This is a genomic window from Enterobacter cloacae complex sp. IR5458 (assembly GCF_049238025.1).
GTDB classification, from domain to species: domain Bacteria; phylum Pseudomonadota; class Gammaproteobacteria; order Enterobacterales; family Enterobacteriaceae; genus Enterobacter; species Enterobacter kobei.
Genome location: NZ_JBMKIF010000051.1, coordinates 1 through 18,804, shown reverse-complemented (window position 1 = coordinate 18,804; position 18,804 = coordinate 1). Strand labels below are relative to the sequence as shown.

At 49.9% G+C, this 18,804-nt stretch carries 14 protein-coding genes; 7 read left to right on the top strand and 7 right to left on the bottom strand.

Translation table 11 applies throughout. The features are described from left to right. Window positions 1-91: 91 nt before the first annotated feature. The 5 genes from ACOTYN_RS23960 to silC all read right to left on the bottom strand — a co-directional run bounded on the left by ACOTYN_RS23960 (window position 92) and on the right by silC (window position 6,949). On the bottom strand, window positions 92-532 hold the full coding sequence (locus ACOTYN_RS23960) for a DUF411 domain-containing protein (RefSeq protein ID WP_008322815.1): 441 nt from the start codon (window positions 530-532) through the stop codon (window positions 92-94). A gap of 86 nt (window positions 533-618) precedes the next feature. Beyond that, window positions 619-3,765, bottom strand: coding sequence for a Cu(+)/Ag(+) efflux RND transporter permease subunit SilA (gene silA / locus ACOTYN_RS23955; protein ID WP_000574021.1), 3,147 nt, complete (start codon window positions 3,763-3,765; stop codon window positions 619-621). A gap of 10 nt (window positions 3,766-3,775) precedes the next feature. After that, on the bottom strand, window positions 3,776-5,068 hold the full coding sequence (gene silB / locus ACOTYN_RS23950) for a Cu(+)/Ag(+) efflux RND transporter periplasmic adaptor subunit SilB (RefSeq protein ID WP_001485328.1): 1,293 nt from the start codon (window positions 5,066-5,068) through the stop codon (window positions 3,776-3,778). A 113-nt stretch (window positions 5,069-5,181) separates the two neighbouring features. Further along, entirely contained in the window at window positions 5,182-5,535 is a 354-nt protein-coding gene (cusF, locus tag ACOTYN_RS23945; protein ID WP_001246153.1) for a cation efflux system protein CusF, read from the bottom strand. 28 nt (window positions 5,536-5,563) lie between these two features. Next, a complete protein-coding gene (gene silC / locus ACOTYN_RS23940) occupies window positions 5,564-6,949 on the bottom strand; it encodes a Cu(+)/Ag(+) efflux RND transporter outer membrane channel SilC (protein ID WP_000475512.1) in 1,386 nt (461 codons plus the stop codon). A gap of 189 nt (window positions 6,950-7,138) precedes the next feature. On the opposite strand from silC, the gene silR reads away from it, so the two are divergent. From silR to copM, 4 genes are all read left to right on the top strand, one after another. Then, window positions 7,139-7,819 (top strand): copper/silver response regulator transcription factor SilR, encoded by a 681-nt coding sequence (silR, locus tag ACOTYN_RS23935; RefSeq protein WP_001572351.1) that lies wholly within the window; start codon window positions 7,139-7,141, stop codon window positions 7,817-7,819. After that, window positions 7,812-9,287: a copper/silver sensor histidine kinase SilS gene (gene silS, locus ACOTYN_RS23930; protein WP_332959333.1), complete on the top strand. Its 1,476-nt coding sequence runs from the start codon at window positions 7,812-7,814 to the stop codon at window positions 9,285-9,287. The genes silR and silS overlap by 8 nt, the downstream gene beginning before the upstream one ends. Window positions 9,288-9,537: 250 nt before the next feature. Then, window positions 9,538-9,969: a silver-binding protein SilE gene (gene silE / locus ACOTYN_RS23925; RefSeq protein ID WP_000790483.1), complete on the top strand. Its 432-nt coding sequence runs from the start codon at window positions 9,538-9,540 to the stop codon at window positions 9,967-9,969. Window positions 9,970-10,112: 143 nt separating this feature from the next. Continuing rightward, entirely contained in the window at window positions 10,113-10,463 is a 351-nt protein-coding gene (gene copM / locus ACOTYN_RS23920; protein ID WP_000694954.1) for a CopM family metallochaperone, read from the top strand. A gap of 166 nt (window positions 10,464-10,629) precedes the next feature. Here copM and ACOTYN_RS23915 read toward each other — a convergent pair whose 3' ends face one another. Beyond that, the gene (locus ACOTYN_RS23915; RefSeq protein WP_127851252.1) at window positions 10,630-12,456 is read right to left on the bottom strand and encodes an AAA family ATPase; all 1,827 of its coding nucleotides are present in this window, start codon (window positions 12,454-12,456) and stop codon (window positions 10,630-10,632) included. 1,058 nt (window positions 12,457-13,514) lie between these two features. Between ACOTYN_RS23915 and ACOTYN_RS23910 the strand changes: the two genes are divergently transcribed. Then, complete coding sequence (locus tag ACOTYN_RS23910) at window positions 13,515-14,255, top strand: tyrosine-type recombinase/integrase (protein ID WP_088545118.1); 741 nt, start codon at window positions 13,515-13,517, stop codon at window positions 14,253-14,255. Between the two features lie 255 nt (window positions 14,256-14,510). Here the strand turns inward: ACOTYN_RS23910 and ACOTYN_RS23905 are convergent, their stop codons facing one another. After that, complete coding sequence (locus ACOTYN_RS23905) at window positions 14,511-15,521, bottom strand: RepB family plasmid replication initiator protein (protein ID WP_088545125.1); 1,011 nt, start codon at window positions 15,519-15,521, stop codon at window positions 14,511-14,513. Window positions 15,522-16,267: 746 nt separating this feature from the next. Here ACOTYN_RS23905 and sopA point away from each other — a divergent pair. Together sopA and ACOTYN_RS23895 are read left to right on the top strand one after the other, a co-directional pair. Beyond that, window positions 16,268-17,434: a plasmid-partitioning protein SopA gene (gene sopA / locus ACOTYN_RS23900; RefSeq protein ID WP_088545117.1), complete on the top strand. Its 1,167-nt coding sequence runs from the start codon at window positions 16,268-16,270 to the stop codon at window positions 17,432-17,434. Beyond that, complete coding sequence (locus ACOTYN_RS23895; protein ID WP_088545116.1) at window positions 17,434-18,408, top strand: ParB/RepB/Spo0J family plasmid partition protein; 975 nt, start codon at window positions 17,434-17,436, stop codon at window positions 18,406-18,408. The genes sopA and ACOTYN_RS23895 overlap by 1 nt, the downstream gene beginning before the upstream one ends. Window positions 18,409-18,804: the final 396 nt, after the last annotated feature.

Here is an 18,804-nt window from a genome sequence, read left to right as displayed (position 1 = left end):
CGGGCATCGTTAACTTAAGATACAAAAGCTGTCCGGAAATGGCGGGTCAAGATCACTGCTACCGGCGTCCCGTTATCAGCCGTTCCGCTGACTATTCGATTCGCTGGAAGACTTTTTTACTTCCATCCGGTGAGAATGCGATAACATCGTAAGCCTCTTTTCGGGCTCCCATCTCCATTCCAGGACTTCCTGCTGGCATACCGGGGGTGGCGAGACCGTATATACCCGAACCAGACTGCATTGCCTTATGTATCGTTGTCGCAGGCACATGGCCTTCAATGATCAAATTACCGGCAACCGCGGTATGACAACTTCGTAGTCCTGCAGGAACAGCATGCTTTTCTTTCAGGGCTGACAGCGCCTGATCATTCATGACGTGAGTTCGTACTTCGAACCCGTCTTTTTCCATCGCTTTGCCCCACAGGGAACAACAGCCACAGTTTTCAGATTTGTACATATCAATCACTTTTTCACTCGCCATCGCGGGTAGTGAAAGGCCGAGAGCCAGCGCCATTAGAACCACTTTTTTCATACTCACCTCTGTATATTATCGATATAAACCCTGACGTCAGGGTGAATCAGTAAAGAAGGACACCCACAGGGGGTGCCCTTTCAGGTTCAGGACACGCTTTTTTTATGTCTGCGCAGCCAGATTAATTTGTAGGCGGCAGGAATAATGAACAGGGACAGCAGCGGAGCCGTGATCATCCCACCAATCATGGGTGCCGCAATACGGCTCATGACTTCTGAACCTGCGCCGGTTCCCCAGAGTATTGGCAGCAGACCCGCAATGATCACCGCCACGGTCATGGCTTTCGGCCGGACACGCAGTACGGCACCATGATAGAGGGCTTCATCAAGACCTTCCGGTGTGAACGTCTCTTTACGGGACAATTCCGGGTGCGCTTCAATGGCATGACGCAGATACATCAGCATGACCACGCCAAACTCTGCTGCCACCCCGGCCAGGGCGATAAACCCGGTTCCGGTCGCCACTGACATATGGAAGCCCTGCCAGTACAGGAACCATATTCCGCCAACCAGGGCGAACGGCAGGCTCATCAGGATCAGCAGGGCTTCGTCAACCCGGCGGAATGCCAGATACAACAGGATGAAAATGATCATCACCGTCATCGGCACCATCAGCTTCAGTTTCTTGTTGGCATGCTCAAGCAGTTCAAACTGTCCGGAGAATGCCACACTGGTTCCCGGTCTCAGTTTCACTTTCTCGCTGATGGCCGTCTTAATGTCGTTAACCACCGACACCATGTCCCTGCCGCGGGCATCAACATAAATCCAGCTGGCTGGCCGGGCATTTTCGGTTTTCAGCATGGTTGGTCCAGAAACGACGTTAATATCCGCGACATCGCCCAGCGTGATCTGCTGCTTCATCGGGGTCAGGATCGGCATCTGTTTCAGCGCCTGCGGACTGTTCCGGTAATCCTGCGGGTAGCGAATGTTAATAGGGTACCGGGCCACCCCTTCAACCGTCTCACCCACCATAGCACCTCCGATTGCTGAAGAGACGAACAGCTGGACATCACCTACCGTCATCCCGTAGCGGGAGGCTTTCTCCCGGTTGATATCGATATCGATGTAGCGCCCGCCCTCAAGTCGCTCAGCCAGGACAGACACCACGCCAGGCACGGTTTTGGCTACCGCCTCGATACTCTGCGCCGTCGCGTCGATATCGGACAGAACAGTCCCGGACACTTTGATACCTATCGGGCTTTTGATCCCGGTTGAGAGCATATCAATACGGTTACGGATAGGCGGCACCCAGAGGTTTGCCAGACCCGGTAAACGGACTGTCCTGTCGAGTTCATCAATAATCTTGTCAATTGTCATGCCGGGACGCCACTGATCCTCAGGTTTGAGCTGGATCGTGGTTTCCACCATTTCGAGCGGCGCGGAATCCGTTGCGGTCTCTGCTTTACCGGTCTTGCCAAATACAGAAGCCACTTCAGGAACGCTTTTGATTAACTTGTCTGTTGTCTGCAGGAGCGCTGCAGCTTCTGCCGGAGAGACGCCAGGCAAGGTCGACGGCATATACAGCAGATCGCCCTCGTTAATCTTCGGCAGAAATTCACCGCCCACCTGACTCAGTGGCCAGATAACCGTGAAAATGGACAAGGCCGCAACCAGCAGGGTTGTTTTTGGCCAGTGGAGGACCCGCAGCAGCAAAGGATGATACGCTTTGATCAGCACCCGGTTCAGGGGGTTACTTGTCTCGGCAGGAATTTTCCCCCGGATCCAGAATCCCATCAGAATAGGAATGACGATGATGGCCAGTGCGGCCGCTCCCGCCATGGAGTACGTTTTCGTGAATGCCAGCGGGCCAAACAGACGACCTTCCTGCCCTTCCAGGGTAAAGATAGGAATAAAGGACAGGGTGATGATCAGCAGGCTAATGAACAACGCGGGTCCCACTTCCACGGAGGCGTCGGTAATCACCTTCCAGCGGGTGGCGTTGTCAATCTGCTCACCCGGATGCTGATGATCCCACTCCTCAAGCCGTTTGTGCGCATTTTCAATCATCACAATGGCGGCATCCACCATCGCACCGACGGCAATCGCTATCCCTCCCAGCGACATGATATTGGCGTTCAGTCCCTGGAAGTGCATGACGATAAAGGCGATACACAGGCCAAGCGGCAGAGAGATAATCGCCACCAGGGCAGAACGTACGTGCCACAGGAACAGAGCACAGACGATGGCCACCACGATAAACTCTTCCAGAAGTTTGGAACTGAGGTTATCAATCGCCCGGTCGATTAACTGGCTGCGATCGTAGGTGGTCACGATTTCAACGCCTTCCGGCAGGCTGGCCTTCAGCGTCTCCAGTTTATCCCTCACTGCCGTGATAACGTCGCGCGCATTTTTACCCGACCGCAGGATCACCACGCCGCCAGCGACTTCTCCCTGGCCGTTCAGCTCGGCAATACCACGCCTCATTTCGGGCCCGGTCTGCACGCGGGCAACATCCCGCAGATAAACCGGCACGCCGTTCTCACCTGTTTTCAGGACGATGTTATTAAAATCATCAATGCTCTGAAGATAACCGCTGGCACGGACCATATACTCCGCTTCGGCCATTTCAACGGATGAGCCACCGGCCTCCTGGTTAGACGATTCAAGTGCCTGTTTCACTTCGGGCAGGCTGATACCGTACTGGGACAGTTTTACCGGATTGACCTGAATCTGGTACTGTTTCACCACGCCGCCAACCGAAGCGACCTCAGCCACGTTCGGGATGGTTTTCAGCTCAAATTTCAGGAACCAGTCCTGCAGAGAGCGCAGTTCTGAAAGGTCGTGTTTTCCGTTGCGATCGACAAGGGCATATTCAAATATCCAGCCCACTCCCGTGGCGTCCGGGCCGATTTCAGAGCTCACACCCGCAGGCAGTTTGCCCTGAACCTGATTCAGGTATTCCAGCACGCGCGAACGGGCCCAGTACAGATCGGTGCCGTCTTCAAAAATGACATACACATACGAATCACCGAACTGTGAAAAGCCACGCACGGTTTTTGCGCCAGGTACGGACAGCATGGTGGTGGTAAGCGGATAGGTGACCTGGTTTTCTACAATCTGCGGGGCCTGTCCGGGATAGCTGGTTTTAATAATGACCTGCACATCTGACAGGTCAGGCAGCGCATCGACCGGCGTGTTAATTATCGTCCATGTGCCCCAGATGCTGAGAAACAGTGCGCCCATCATGACCAGGAAACGGTTGGCGACAGAGCGCCGGATAATCCATTCAATCATCGTCGTCTCCTCAGTGCCCTGAATGCATATTTACAGGCTGCTCAGACATTGCTGGCATACTGTTTTCTGTTTTTTCAGGGTGGCGCATACGTTCCAGCGCGCCCGTAATATTGGCTTCGGAGTCAATGAGGAACAGGCCACTGACCACCACGGTATCGCCTTCATTCAGGCCGGAGCCAATGCCGGACTGTTGCTGTGATTCATGCAGAACGTGGATCTGTTTCGGCACAAACTTGCCTTCATCATCAACAGTAATCACGCGCTGTTCTTTGCCGGTATCGATAACGGCCTGGCTTGGTATCAGCAGCATCTCCTGGCTCTTGGTATTCAGTTTCAGATAGGCATTCATGCCCGGCTTGAGAAACTCATCCTTATTAGAAACCTGGAGACGGACCTGAAGCGTACGGGTTGTCTGATCCACGCTGGGAAGAATGTTCCATTTTTCGACATGGAATGTTTTATCCGGATAAGCCGGTACCGAAATTTCAAACTGCGACGTATCTTTCAGCAGATAGGCGATAGATTCTGGCACTGCAGCGCTGATCCAGACCGGGTCCATCCCCTGAATCTGAGCCACTACTTTATCTTTCGAAATATTCATTCCGGTGCGCAGGTCAAACGCAGTAATGACACCATCAATAGGTGCTTTAATGGTAAAACGGGTCTGGATTGTGCGGGTTGAACGCAGCCTTTGAATATCCTCTTCCGGCATACCAGCCAGACGAAGTCGCTCCAGAACCCCTTTTATCTGGGTTGACGTACCGCCTGTACCGGATAACAGCAGGAACTCACTTTGTGCCTCAACCCATTCAGGAATGGTGATATCGATAAGCGGAGTGCCTTTCTTCACATGATCGCCAATCGTCAGGGGATACACTTTTTCGACGAAACCGTCAGAACGCGCCTGCACAATGACAAACTGATACTCGTTGTAACTGACATTAGCCGGGATTGTCTGGGAATAATTCAGCATTCCTCGCGTAACTTTTTGCGTTTTTAATCCCAGATTCTGAACCTGGGTTGGATCGATACGGATCCCGCCACTGCTTTTATCGCCACTTTCATCAGCATATTTCGGCACCAGGTCCATATCCATAAAGGGAGATTTTCCGGGTTTATCAAATTTGGTATCCGGTTTCATCGGGTCATACCAGAAAAGTACCTTTCGCTCCGGTGCCTTTTGTTCGGTTTGTACTGTTTTTTGTGATGAGTTTACATACTGCCAGGCAGTAACCGATATCAGCCCCCCTGCTATGAGGCTGCTGATAATTATTGCAGCATATTTTATCTTTAAAGAAGCCATACAATTTCTCGCTGAAAAATCAAAACACCTGGCATATGCGCCCGATCATTCATTCACAGTAATCCCTTAATGAATGTTCAGGCGCACTGGATGTATTCGCTCCGGACTGATAATCAGGATTGCGTAACGTTAATGCTTTTGAGTAAGGAGATGTTGCCCTGCTGAATAAACGAGAAATCGACATGGTTGCCGGTTTTCAGGGCATTGATAGCGTCGTCTGCATTAACAAAAGTGAAGCGCATGGTCATTGCAGGCCAGCCCACAGCAGGGATTGCTTCGTGCGAAATGGTAATCTTTTTACTATTCATATCAATGTCTTTAACGACACCGGTGCCCTTGATAACCTGCTGTACCGAAGCATCACTGGCAGCATTCATATCGCCATGCTGATGTGTTTCAGCATGAAGACCGGCAGAAAACATGACAGAGAAGGCACCAAATAAAACGGCTTTAAGTGAATTACGCATTTTTAATTTCCTGATTAATTAAATAAATTTACTCTACCCAACCGCCACCCAGCGCGGTAAACAGATTAATTTCGTTAACCTGTCGGGAATAGGTAAGATCGAGAATGGTTTGCTGCGTAGCGAAGAGGGAACGTTCTGCATCCAGCACTTCGATGTAACTGACAGCACCACTTGCATATAATCCTCTGGCACGCTGGAGAGTTATCTGAAGTGAATCAAGATAACGCTGCTGTGACTCAAGTTGCTGGCTAAGGCTGTCGCGCAGCGCAAGCGTGTCGGAAACATCCTTAAAGGCTGACTGAATTTTTTGTTCGTAATTAACCACCGATTGTTGCTGGCGAATTTCAGCCAGCTTCAGATTGGCTTTATTCCTGCCAGCATTAAAAATAGGAATTTCAATTTTAGGGATAAAATTCCACATTCCACTTCCTGACGTAAACAGGCTTGACAGCTCCGTACTGCTTGCGGAAAGACCACTGGTCAGGGTAATGGAGGGGAAAAAGGCCGCTCGCGCTGCGCCAATATTGGCATCAGCCGCTTTCAGCTGATATTCCGCTTCCATAATATCCGGTCGCTGCAGCAAAATTTGTGAAGATAGATTTGGTGGCAATTTTACTGGTGCGATCTCCCCGCCTTTCATCCCTTTTTCTGACGGAAGTGCGCGGTACGTTCCCAGCACCAGTTGCAGGGCATTGTTTGCCTGAGCCAGATCGCCTTCTCGTTTGGCTATTTCGGCGCGGGTACTTTCGATTTGTCCTCTCGCCTGTTCAAGTGCCAGAACGTTCGTACTCCCGGTCACGAGCTGTTGCTCAACGAAAGCATAGGACTGTTCATAATTTTTCAGCGTTTCCCGCGCAATACGGAGTTGTTCGTACGCCAGTTGCTGGCTGAAATAGCTCTGTGAAACGTTGGAGACCAGCAGGATGTGTACGGCACGACGGGCTTCTTCGCTGGCAAAGTAGTTCTGGCGATCAGCCTCACTCATGTTCTTAAGTTTGCCAAAAAAATCGAGCTCATAGCTGAGCTCCAGACCCGCGTCGTACTCCTGTGTGGTCGGCTTGTCACCTTTCAGACCACCGTTGTATGTGATCCCGGATGAGGCATTCAGTTGGGGATAACGATCTGCATCCGTGACGTTGAACTGGGCCCGGGCCTCTTCAACCTTCAGGGCAGCCATTCTCAAATCACGGTTATTATTCAGGGCTTCACCGATCAGCCTGCTGACCTGGGGATCGACAAAAAAGTTTCGCCAGCCCGTATCCTGATAGCTGTTTACCGCAGGCGTCAGACTGTTTTTAGACAATGAAAACTGCTGGGGAACCGGAGCTGGCGGACGCTGATATTCAGGTGCCAGAGAAACACAACCAGCCAGGATGAATATGGTACTGATGCTGAGTAATTTTAATTTGAACATAACGCTTCTCGTACAGGCAGACCTGGTAAATGGTTCAAACGAAGTCCAGAGTATTGATAGGGATACTTTACCGAACGCTCTCTGTTTGCCGGGTGACAGGATAATGACAATGTTGTCATTTTTGCTGTAATCCGTTGATAACGATCGTGGGCGCAATAAAATGACATTAGCAGCCAGCCGGGGAGCATGATGAAAATATTAATCGTTGAAGACGAAATTAAAACAGGTGAATATCTCAGCAAGGGGCTGACAGAGGCGGGGTTCGTCGTGGATCACGCTGATAATGGTCTGACCGGATATCATCTTGCCATGACAGCCGAGTATGATTTAGTCATCCTGGATATCATGCTGCCTGATGTAAACGGCTGGGATATCATCCGTATGCTGCGCAGTGCCGGAAAGGGGATGCCGGTATTACTGCTGACGGCCCTTGGCACGATTGAACACAGGGTCAAAGGACTTGAGCTGGGTGCGGACGATTATCTGGTGAAGCCCTTTGCGTTTGCTGAACTGCTCGCCCGGGTAAGAACCCTCCTCAGGCGGGGAAACACGATGATCACGGAAAGCCAGCTTAAAGTGGCTGACCTCTCGGTTGATCTCGTATCCAGAAAAGTCAGCCGCGCCGGGAACCGCATTGTGCTCACCAGTAAAGAGTTCAGCTTGCTGGAATTCTTCATTCGCCATCAGGGAGAAGTTCTTCCCCGCTCCCTGATTGCCTCTCAGGTCTGGGACATGAATTTTGACAGCGACACTAACGCGATTGATGTCGCAGTAAAGCGACTCCGCGCTAAAATAGACAACGATTACGGGACAAAACTGATCCAGACAGTGCGGGGCGTGGGCTACATGCTGGAGATCCCGGATGCATAGCAAACCGTCCAGACGACCTTTCTCACTCGCTCTGCGGCTGACCTTTTTTATCAGCCTGTCCACAATACTGGCGTTTATCGCCTTCACCTGGTTTATGCTGCATTCTGTTGAAAAGCATTTTGCCGAGCAGGATGTCAGCGATCTGCAACAAATCAGCACCACACTGAGCCGTATACTCCAGTCCCCGGCAGATCCGGATGAAAAAAAAGTAAGCAAAATAAAGGAATCAATTGCCAGCTACCGCAACGTTGCCCTTTTGCTCCTCAATCCCAGGGGTGAAGTGCTCTTGAGCTCAGCTCAGGGGGCGGCACTACGCCCGGCAGCGAATTCAGCAGATTTTAGCGAGCACAGCCGCGCACGGGATGTCTTTCTCTGGACGGTGGAGGATCCTGCGGGACCGATGGATACCGGGTCCGGAATGAAGATGGAAACATACCGGATTATCGCCTCCTCTGGCCAGGCGATATTTCAGGGCAAACAGCAGAACTATGTCATGCTGACTGGCCTCTCCATTAATTTCCATCTCCATTACCTTGATGCGCTGAAAAAAAATCTGATTGCAATCGCTGTTGTGATAAGCCTGCTGATTGTTCTGATCATTCGCATCGCTGTCCGTCAGGGGCATCTGCCCCTTCGTAATGTCAGCAATGCCATTAAAAGCATCACCTCCGAGAATCTTGATGCGCGGCTGGAACCGACACGGGTTCCCATTGAGCTGGAGCAACTGGTTATCTCGTTCAATCATATGATTGGAAAGATTGAGGATGTCTTTACCCGCCAGGCCAATTTCTCTGCCGATATCGCGCACGAGATCAGAACGCCCATCACCAATCTGGTGACACAGACTGAAATCGCGCTGAGTCAGGATCGAACCCAGAAGGAACTTGAGGATGTCCTCTACTCCAGCCTGGAAGAGTATAACCGGATGACCAAAATGGTCAGCGACATGCTGTTCCTGGCGCAGGCAGACAATAATCAGCTGATACCTGACAGGGTCATGTTTGACCTCAGAGCGGAAGTCATGAAAGTCTTCGAGTTTTTCGAAGCCTGGGCCGAAGAACGCAATATCACGCTCAAATTTGACGGGATGCCCTGCCTGGTTGAGGGAGATCCACAAATGTTCAGAAGGGCGATCAATAATCTGTTATCCAATGCCCTGCGTTATACCCCGGAGGGACAGGCAATCACCGTCTCAATAAGAGAGCAGGAGAGCTTTTTTGACCTTGTGATTGAAAATCCGGGGAAACCGATCCCTGAAGAACATTTATCAAGGCTGTTTGACCGTTTTTATCGGGTGGATCCATCCAGACAACGAAAAGGAGAAGGCAGCGGCATCGGCCTTGCGATTGTGAAGTCAATCGTGGAAGCACATCACGGAAGAGTGCAGGTGGAATCAGACGTACGCTCCACGCGTTTTATCTTATCCGTGCCCAGACTGGAGAAAATGATCCCGGAAACCCAATGCTGAAAATAAAGATGTAAATGACAAAGATGTCATTAGCCTGTCATGCAGCAAACAGAAGCCATTCGATATAATTAGTGCAACTTATCAGGAAGGCTGGATTGCTTCATCAATACCCGGCGTCAGAGTACGCCAGGAAATGAATATCCAGCCCTCTTCCGGAGAAATAAACGCTGCCGAACTTGTTTCAGTTATGGAACTGAAAACACCGGTTGTACTTCCCCGGACATCACTAATTCAGAAATGGAGAGTTATCATGAAAAATATCGTATTAGCATCTTTGCTGGGCTTTGGTTTAATTTCATCGGCCTGGGCCACTGAAACCGTGAATATCCATGATCGCGTCAACAATGCACAGGCTCCTGCTCACCAGATGCAGTCTGCTGCGGCTCCTGTCGGGATCCAGGGGACTGCTCCTCGTATGACCGGTATGGACCAGCATGAACAGGCCATTATTGCTCATGAAACCATGACGAACGGCTCGGCGGATGCGCACCAGAAAATGGTGGAAAGTCATCAGAAGATGATGGGAAATAACACGGTATCCACGACCGTCCCGTCAACGTCTTACGCGGCGATGAATGAGCATGAAAGAGCAGCGGTTGCCCATGAATTCATGAATAACGGGCAATCCGGCCCACATCAGGCCATGGCCGAAGCGCACCGCCGCATGATCAATGCAGGCTGAATGCGACGGTAGTATCCGTGCTGTTACCTTTTCCCTGATAGATTTTCCTGAAACAACGTTGCTACATTTTTGCCCCCCGTCAGGGGGCTTTTTTGTCTGACTCAGCTACACTTAACCGGTACCTGTCTGAAAGGAATTATTATATGAAAATCAAAAACACCCTTTTTGTAATATTAATGTTATCCCTGCCAGCCATTTCTGCTGAACATTCGGAAATGAAAATGTCAGATATGCACTCATCGGCATCATCACAGGAATATATGGCTGGCATGAAAAATATGCATGAAAAAATGATGGCCGCCGTTAATGAATCCAATCCCGATAAGGCCTTTGCAAAAGGTATGATCGCACACCATGAAGGGGCAATCGCAATGGCTGAGACCGAGCTCAAATACGGAAAAGATCCCGAAATGAGAAAGCTTGCGCAGGACATCATAAAAGCGCAGAAAGGTGAAATCGAACAGATGAATAAATGGCTTGGAAGCCAAAAATAAAGATTGCAAAAACGCCATGATAAGCGTAATTTTAAACCACTCCCGGGCACGGGAGCCTGTTAAACGTTAAATAATTAAAACCCGATTAATTTCGGGTTTTTTATATTCTGTACTCCGGTCTTTTGTTGTGGACCGGAATATAGGCACCTGTGATATTTTTTACACATTATCTCGTCATGGAAACAATGTCGTTCAGGATCTCAACCAGCTCAATCCTTTCCTGCATTCCGTCATGATAGGTTGATCTTGAGATAATTCTTTCCGCTGTCATCCGGGGCCAGAATTTATCAAGCACATTATCGGGTTTCATTCCCACAGCCCGTCCGATTATTTTTTTAGCATCACAGGTGTCCGTAAATGTGACGACTACACCGGTAATTTCTTCGATAAGGTCCGGACACAGATAGTTCTCTATTTCACGTTTGCGCGTGGCGAAAAAGAGCTTACCGGCATCCTCCACTTCTTTTTTACGCTTCTGAATGGACTGAACCTGTGCAGGATCCCCCCCGGTATCGGAGTCCAGGAATACGCACCAGGGAAGCCCCAGGTCATTGGCCAGATTTAAGGTCACCCAGTGTTTGACGCTGCCACATCCCCCGATCAGGACGGGCACAATTTTCACGTCCTCAAGAGAGGCGGACAGCACACCGGACTGTTTTAATGTACTGGCCGCATGCCTCAGGAACGTAACATCCGACTTTCCTTCTACCAGAACAATGCCTTTAGCCCTTTCCATACCAGTCTCTGGCAACACTCCCAGGCTTTCAGTTACTTCCTTCAGCACAGTGTCATCCGGCATTTTTACAACGGGTTCACCCGTCTCATTTCGGGTGACATAACGTACGCCTTCGACAGGGATCAATCCAGCCAGCGCCGGGACATGGGTGGTAACGATAATCTGACGGTGCGGCTGGCCTGCCAGTGCCAGTAACGCTTTCATCAGCATCACCTGATAGTTCGGATGCTGTGAAGTTTCAGGTTCCTCAATTGCATAAATCACATTTCTTGGCGTCCCGGCGACATTCTTCTCAGCCTCAGCCCTGAAAAAATTCAGCAGAATAAGCCTCCTTATCCCGCTGCCGCGCTTATTAACGGGGATACCATTTTCACCGTCCAGGGTGAAATTAAAGGTCCACCTGGGTTTTTCCTTAAATCGTGGAGTCAGTTCACTGGCGAGTTCGGGGGCCATTTCACGTAATTTATCCAGCGTTCTCTGCGCGACATCCAGGACACTGTCCTGAATCTCATTTTCCAGCGCTGTTATTTTGTCCTGCAGCGCAGCCTGAGCGTCTTTTACGGCCTGCTGTAAGGGATTTCTGGCTTCGGAATCCCCGTCGCTGCTTTCCCTGTCAGCTTTGAAAATCGCATAGGTGGGCAGCAAATCAAGGATCTTTCCCCATAATGATTTTGTGTCGGTTCCGAACTCTTTGTCGACATCCAGTAATATTTCTGAACAGGCATAGGGGGCAGCGGCGTCCCTGATGGCCTGACGCCATAACGATGCTGTGCGTTTATCCGCCACATTTTTTTCAATGTCCTTACCCGCCGCCCTGAGGTCAGATATTTTCATCCCCAGTAAATTTCTCAGGGGCTCCGCTTCCGGGTGGATGCAGCGGATGCAGGTCTGGTCGGGTTTTCCTGAGGTCGTGGCTTTAAACGATTTGACGATTTCAAAATTGCCGTCTTTATTCAGCAAATGTTCTGAAGCAAGAGTGGTCTGCACCCTGTCGTCGATCATAATAAAATCGGGCAGGTCATCGAACTCACAGGCGATTTCAAAACGGCCCTCACCTTCTCTCAGGCCGAAACAGTTCATGTCATTCCTGTCTGCCTTCACTCCTTCTGTTTCAAAAAAAATAGCCAGCGCTTCCAGAAGCGTTGATTTACCGAAGTCATTTCGGCCGACAATGCCCGTCATGCCCTCATCGATACTGATCTCAGTAGAGTTTCTGTAGCCTCTGAAGTTTGTAAGTTTTAATTTTCTGAGCCGCATATACAGTCCTGTGTGTAAGAAAGCGTTGTTACCGGAACCCTGAATACAATATCTGTTTTATATGAGCCTGAATCCTGGCGGGGAAATACCGTGATTCAGGATATCCTAATAGCATTCCCGGATTATGATCCGGTCGCGCTTCCTGAACATTACTGCCCCGTCAGTCACCCGAAACTTTTTCAGGCCGATAGACGTGACGAAGCTGACGTCACAGCCGCGGACGGCCGGAGGACACTTTTGATGACCTTCTTTTATATCCGGAGCGGGCATATGGGTATTTATTGCTTATAGTGTTAACAATGACATAAGACTAATGCTGATTACGGATTATTGTGAAAATTCACTATATAAGGCATGTATATTTGCACTGACGAGAAATATCATGCACTTTGTTGCTCGGGATCCGAAAACCCCAAGTTCCGGATCTCCGCGAATCTCACCGGCTCGCTGCGGCGCGGAAACACAATATGTGCCACTCCGTTAGCGGAGTTTTCTTCTTTATGCTGTGTTTATCCCCTGCCCCGTGACCGGCCACTCAGCACCGGAAAAGGGCGGTGTGGTTATTCCCTCACCGTGGTACACTTCCGGAAAGTTGCTATATTCAGGAAAGTCGGATCTCCTTGAAACGGGCATCCGGTAATTACAGAGCTAAATTATTTTCATTATTAGCAGTGCTGACTTTGCTTGATGACTCTTAATGATACTTTTTAGTTACGTGAAAACTGACAGGGTTACAAGGGTGTACCTGGTCAGAATTCACGTAGCGCACCTTCACTCGTCTGTTGCTACTTACCCTTTCGTTCCGAGCCTGTTTATCCTGGCATTACCCCATTTCTCCCAAAAGCCGTAAAAATGCCCTCAGCACGCGCCATGACTGGCTTTAACGAGGATCGACGCGGAAAAATGATCCTTTACGTATTTGGTTTTACCCACAATAATGCGGAAGAAGACAATAAAAGGATCCGCGCGCTGCGAATTATTGTCATGGCGGGATCGGTCTGTCAGGTGCAAAATACCTGTATTCATACACAGTGCGTGCGCTACGTGAAAAATAACAGATGAACAACGTCATTCCCCTGCCGAATTCACCAGAACGCGTTTCGTTATTGCCCATCGCCCCGGGCGTTGATTTTGCGACCGCGGTAGCCATGCGTCGTCTGGCCACCGCGAACGGGGTGACACCGGCGTATCTGCTGGCGCCGGAAGTGAGCGCCCTCCTCTTCTATATGCCGGACCTGCGTCATTACATGCTGTTCTCGACGTTCTGGAACACCGGCGTGAGGATCGGCGAATCCCGGACGCTGACCCCGGAATCTTTTGATCTCGACGGGATGCGCCCGTTCGTAAAGGTGCTGTCAGAAAAAGTACGGGCCCGCCGTGGTCGTCCGCCGAAAGACGAAGTGCGCCTGGTACCCCTCACCGATAAGAGCTACGTGCACCAGATGAAGAGCTGGATGGTAACCACCCGCCCCCGCCGCCGGGAGCCGCTGTGGGACGTCACCGATGAAACGATGCGCAACTGGCTGAAACAGGCCGTCAGTCGTGCTGCCGCTGACGGGGTGTATTTTTCCATCCCGGTGACGCCGCACACATTTCGCCACAGCTATATTATGCACATGCTGTATCACCGCCAGCCGAAGAAAGTGATTCAGGCGCTGGCTGGCCATAAGGATCCGCGTTCGATGGAAGTGTATACCAGAGTGTTTGCGCTGGAGCTGGCCGCAACAATTGCCGTTCCGTTTACCAGTGATGGTCGTGATGCCGCTGATATCCTGCGTTCATTGCCCCCGGGCAAATAGACAGGTCAGGACAAAGAAGCGTTCATCAACCTCGCAGGATATTGACTGAGGTGTGCCCGCGAACATACCTCAGTCAATGTAAGCGACAGGAACCCACCTTCATCACATACCGTAGTCAATATTTGCATTCCGGAAGCCAAATCTGCATACGACAGTCAATTTAATGGATAAAGAGTAGGGTCTTTGCCGGGAAGAATTATTGACTGTGGTATGCGCCCTGCATACCACAGTCAATAAGATGTAATTCTGCATACCTCAGTCATTATCGGGCTTGACGCTGGCGAGGGCTTTTGCCAGTTTCTGCGGATCAATTCCAGCAGCTTTCAGGGCGTTAATCACTTCATCGTAATTCTGTTCAGGTATTTCTTCTTCTGGCTTGCGCGGAACTTTCACCGTGCTGCTGATAAGTTTTGAATTGCGATAATGCACACTGAAGTATGTGGAGCGCCCACGTTTGAATTCGGTGTAATCCAGATAACCGATATCCTTCAACTGCATCATGGCTTTGCGAACCGTGTGATTCTGCGTATAGACGTTTGACGTCAGGTTCAGTCTGTCCCGCATGCGTTTCATGGAAATAGGAGCGGGATTCTGTGGGAGGCTTTCAATGTAGGTGTAGAGTGCCTGAGCAGACTCCTTGCGCTGCAGGGCATCGATGGCTTTCAGTCGCAACAGAACCCGCCTGTCCATGTGATACAATTCGAAGAGTTTAGGTTCCGCCTTGATCTCAACAACATCCTCGGTGATGTCGTAATAAGCGGACTGTACCAGGTGTGTTGTCCACCCTTTCGTCTCGCTCTGAAATTTGAGGGTTACTGACGCAAGTTTAAACAGTGAATTGCTGATCCGGTCACGCATTTTCTGGTTTGAGCGGCGGGAATCGAAACCACACATCTTCACGAATTCGACAAAGGATAATTCAAGTGTGTCATTTTTGACGCCACACTCAGACATCGAACGAATGATCCCAAGCCAGACTTTGAAGTCCGTATCCATGTCAAGACGCGATCCTGTGATCCTGACATCGGTATACCCTTCACTTTTGGCAATAGAGAGCTGTACGAGCTCCTCAGTCGCATCAGTGACGTTTTTGCGGTTAGTCTTGCTCCTGGACGTCGATTTTAACGTAGGAACGAAGAGACCAAGCCTCATGAGCGCAACAGGCTGAACAGTACTGGCGCTGTTAACATCCAGCTTAACAACTTCACCTGTTGTTTTGTTCACCTCCTCAAGATTCAGAGGTAACTCATTATTTTCCTTAGCCATTTTAAACACCGACAGTTATCCACAAAAGCAAGTATATACGCATATCTCAGTCAACGGAAATACATACCCCAGTTAATACAAATGCATACCGCAATATGTGAGACTGCACACAACAGTCAAGATATGACATACCTCAGTAAATGATGCCCCCTCTTCAGGCCAGTAATATCGGTGCACAGCACGATCCGGGGATCTCTTTTTGATCTCACTATGATCTCCTTAAGGATCAATTACTGGATCTACCCTATGAATAACCTGAGCAGAGCCCTGTAAAAACACAGGACAACACAAATTACGCATTCCAGTCATTGGCTAAACAGGAAAAGAACATTACCGAAACACTTTAATATTGACAGTGGTATGCAGAGCAGAGCGACCGGTCACCCTTTACGTTTCCAGATATCTTACACGCTATAGTCAAGATACTGCATATAACAGTCAATTTTTAAAATCTTAAATCCACCATCCCATACCCTTTTCAGCTAAAGAGCGTCAGTGGATCATATGATTACGCAGCAATTCCGCTTCCTCGACGAATACGATCTTCGTTCGTATCCTTACTGCGGCGAGCGGCAGATATTGACTGAGATATGCCAGTCAAACCTGGAGGAATGCTTTCAGACTTACATATACTCACATATTGACCAACTTTGCATTTTTAGCTTAGGTTTGCAAATTTAGTGTTGCTTTGCTTGTTTTATCAAGATTTAATATATCAATGCAAAGTTGAGTTCAAGGAACGTACAATGGGATTGATGAATACGCTCGATCAGTGCATAGCAGCCGGCCACGAAATGACGAAAGCTATTGCAGTTGCTCAGTTCAATGATGACAGCCCTGAGGCAAGAAAAATTACGCGTCGCTGGCGTGTGGGAGAAGCTGCCGATTTAATTGGTGTCTCATCCCAGGCTATTCGTGATGCAGAAAAAGCAGGTCGCCTCCCTCACCCGGACATGGAAATGCGTGGCCGGGTTGAGCAGAGAGTGGGTTACACGATCGAACAGATTAACCATATGCGGGATGTGTTTGGCACCCGCCTGCGGCGGCCTGATGACAGCGTTCCGCCCGTCATTGCAGTGGCAGCACATAAGGGGGGGGTCTATAAGACATCTGTATCTGTACATCTGGCACAGGATCTGGCACTGAAAGGACTGCGGGTACTGCTTGTGGAAGGGAACGATCCTCAGGGTACCGCCTCCATGTACCACGGCTGGGTTCCTGATTTGCACATCCATGCCGAAGACACCTTACTTCCCTTTTATCTTGGTGAGCGTGATGATGTCGCCTATGCGGTAAAACCCACCTGCTGGCCTGGACTTGATATTATTCCTTCTTGCCTGGCGCTGCATCGTATCGAAACTGAGCTTATGGGTCGGTATGACGACGGAAAATTACCGACAGAACCCCACATGATGCTTCGCCTGGCCATTGAAACGGTGGCTCATGATTATGATGTCATTGTTATCGACAGTGCACCTAACCTCGGTATTGGCACCATCAATGTCGTCTGTGCTGCGGATGTGCTCATCGTGCCAACGCCAGCAGAGTTATTCGATTACACTTCTGCCCTTCAGTTTTTTGACATGCTGCGCGATTTGTTAAAAAACGTGGACCTGCAGGGTTTTGAACCTGACGTCAGAATTCTTCTGACCAAGTACAGCAATAACAATGGCTCACAGTCACCCTGGATGGAAGAACAGATCCGCGATGCCTGGGGAAGCATGGTACTGAAAAACGTTGTACGCGAGACCGACGAGGTCGGTAAAGGTCAGATCCGTATGAGAACGGTGTTTGAGCAGGCTATCGATCAGCGCTCATCTACAGGAGCCTGGCGAAATGCGCTGGCTATCTGGGAGCCTGTCTGTAACGAAATTTTTGATCGCCTGATTAAACCTCGCTGGGAGATCAGATAATGAAACGTGCACCAGTCATTCCAAAACATACCGTAAAAGATATCCGTCCCGAAACTGATCCGTCAGCGGCACCTGCTGCACCGATGGTTGATTCATTAATTGCACGGGTGGGAGCCATGGCCCGCGGGAATGCCATTCTGCTTCCGGTTTGTGGCCGGGAAGTGAAATTTATTCTGGAAACTGTCCCGGGCGAGAGTATTGAAACGGCATCGAGAGTCTGGTCAGGTAATGAACGTGACCAGGAACTACTGACCGAAGACGCACTTGATGATCTGATCCCCTCTTTTCTCCTGAGTGGGCAGCAGACACCGGCGTTCGGGCGGAGGGTGGAAGGCGTTATCGAGGTTGCCGATGGCAGTCGTCGCCGGAAAGCCGCCATACTGACTTCTTCCGATTACCGGGTTCTCGTAGGGGATCTCGATGACGCACAGATGATGGCATTATCCCGGCTGGGTAATGATTACCGACCTGTCAGTGCTTATGAGCGGGGCAAACGCTACGCACTTCGGCTGGAAAATGAATTTAACGGCAATGTCTCCGCTCTGGCAGATGCCGAGAATATTTCCCGTAAAATCATCACGCGCTGCATAAATACGGCCCTGTTACCAAAATCCGTGGTTGCCCTCTTTACTCATCCTGGTGAACTTTCCGCCCGGTCCGGTGAGGCGCTGTACAAAGCGTTCTCAGGCAAAGAGGCGTTATTGTTGCAACAGATGCAGCAACTTCATGAACAAAAAACTGCCGGTGTTATGTTTGAACCCGAAGAAGTCATCGGCTTACTTATGGAAGTACTGAAAGAGCCATCCGGTAAAAAAGTTAATCTGAGTACCCGTCATCAGTTTGTACCCGGTGCGACAGCCCTTTATAAAGGCGATAAGGTGATTTTCAATCTCGATAAATCACGTTTACCTGCCGAGTGTATCGAGAAGATTGAAAGCATACTGCGTGATTTACAACAGATTCAGCCTGCGTAGTGATGCCTTTAATCCCCATAATTCACTTCTGGTTTCTTTCCTGTCTTACATGCTGCTTCGGGATATAGATATCCCAAGCAGTATCCCCCCGAAATAGTCCGTCCAATATTGTTCAGAAAATCTGTTTTACTCTTTTCCGCCCGAATGTAATGGAAATAAAACGATCTACAGTAGGCTTCCGCAGATGTTTAATAAGTCAGAGAACTGAGTGGGACCACGGTCTCACCTTGCACCAGACAGCCATGACATACCCGGTTATCCGACCGTATTGCTGACGCCACACTCCAAAAGGAACTGAGACCACGGTCCCACCATGCATCAGAGAGCCATGACATATCCGGTTATCCGACCGTATTGCTGACGCCACACTCCAAAAGGAACTGGGACCACGGTCCC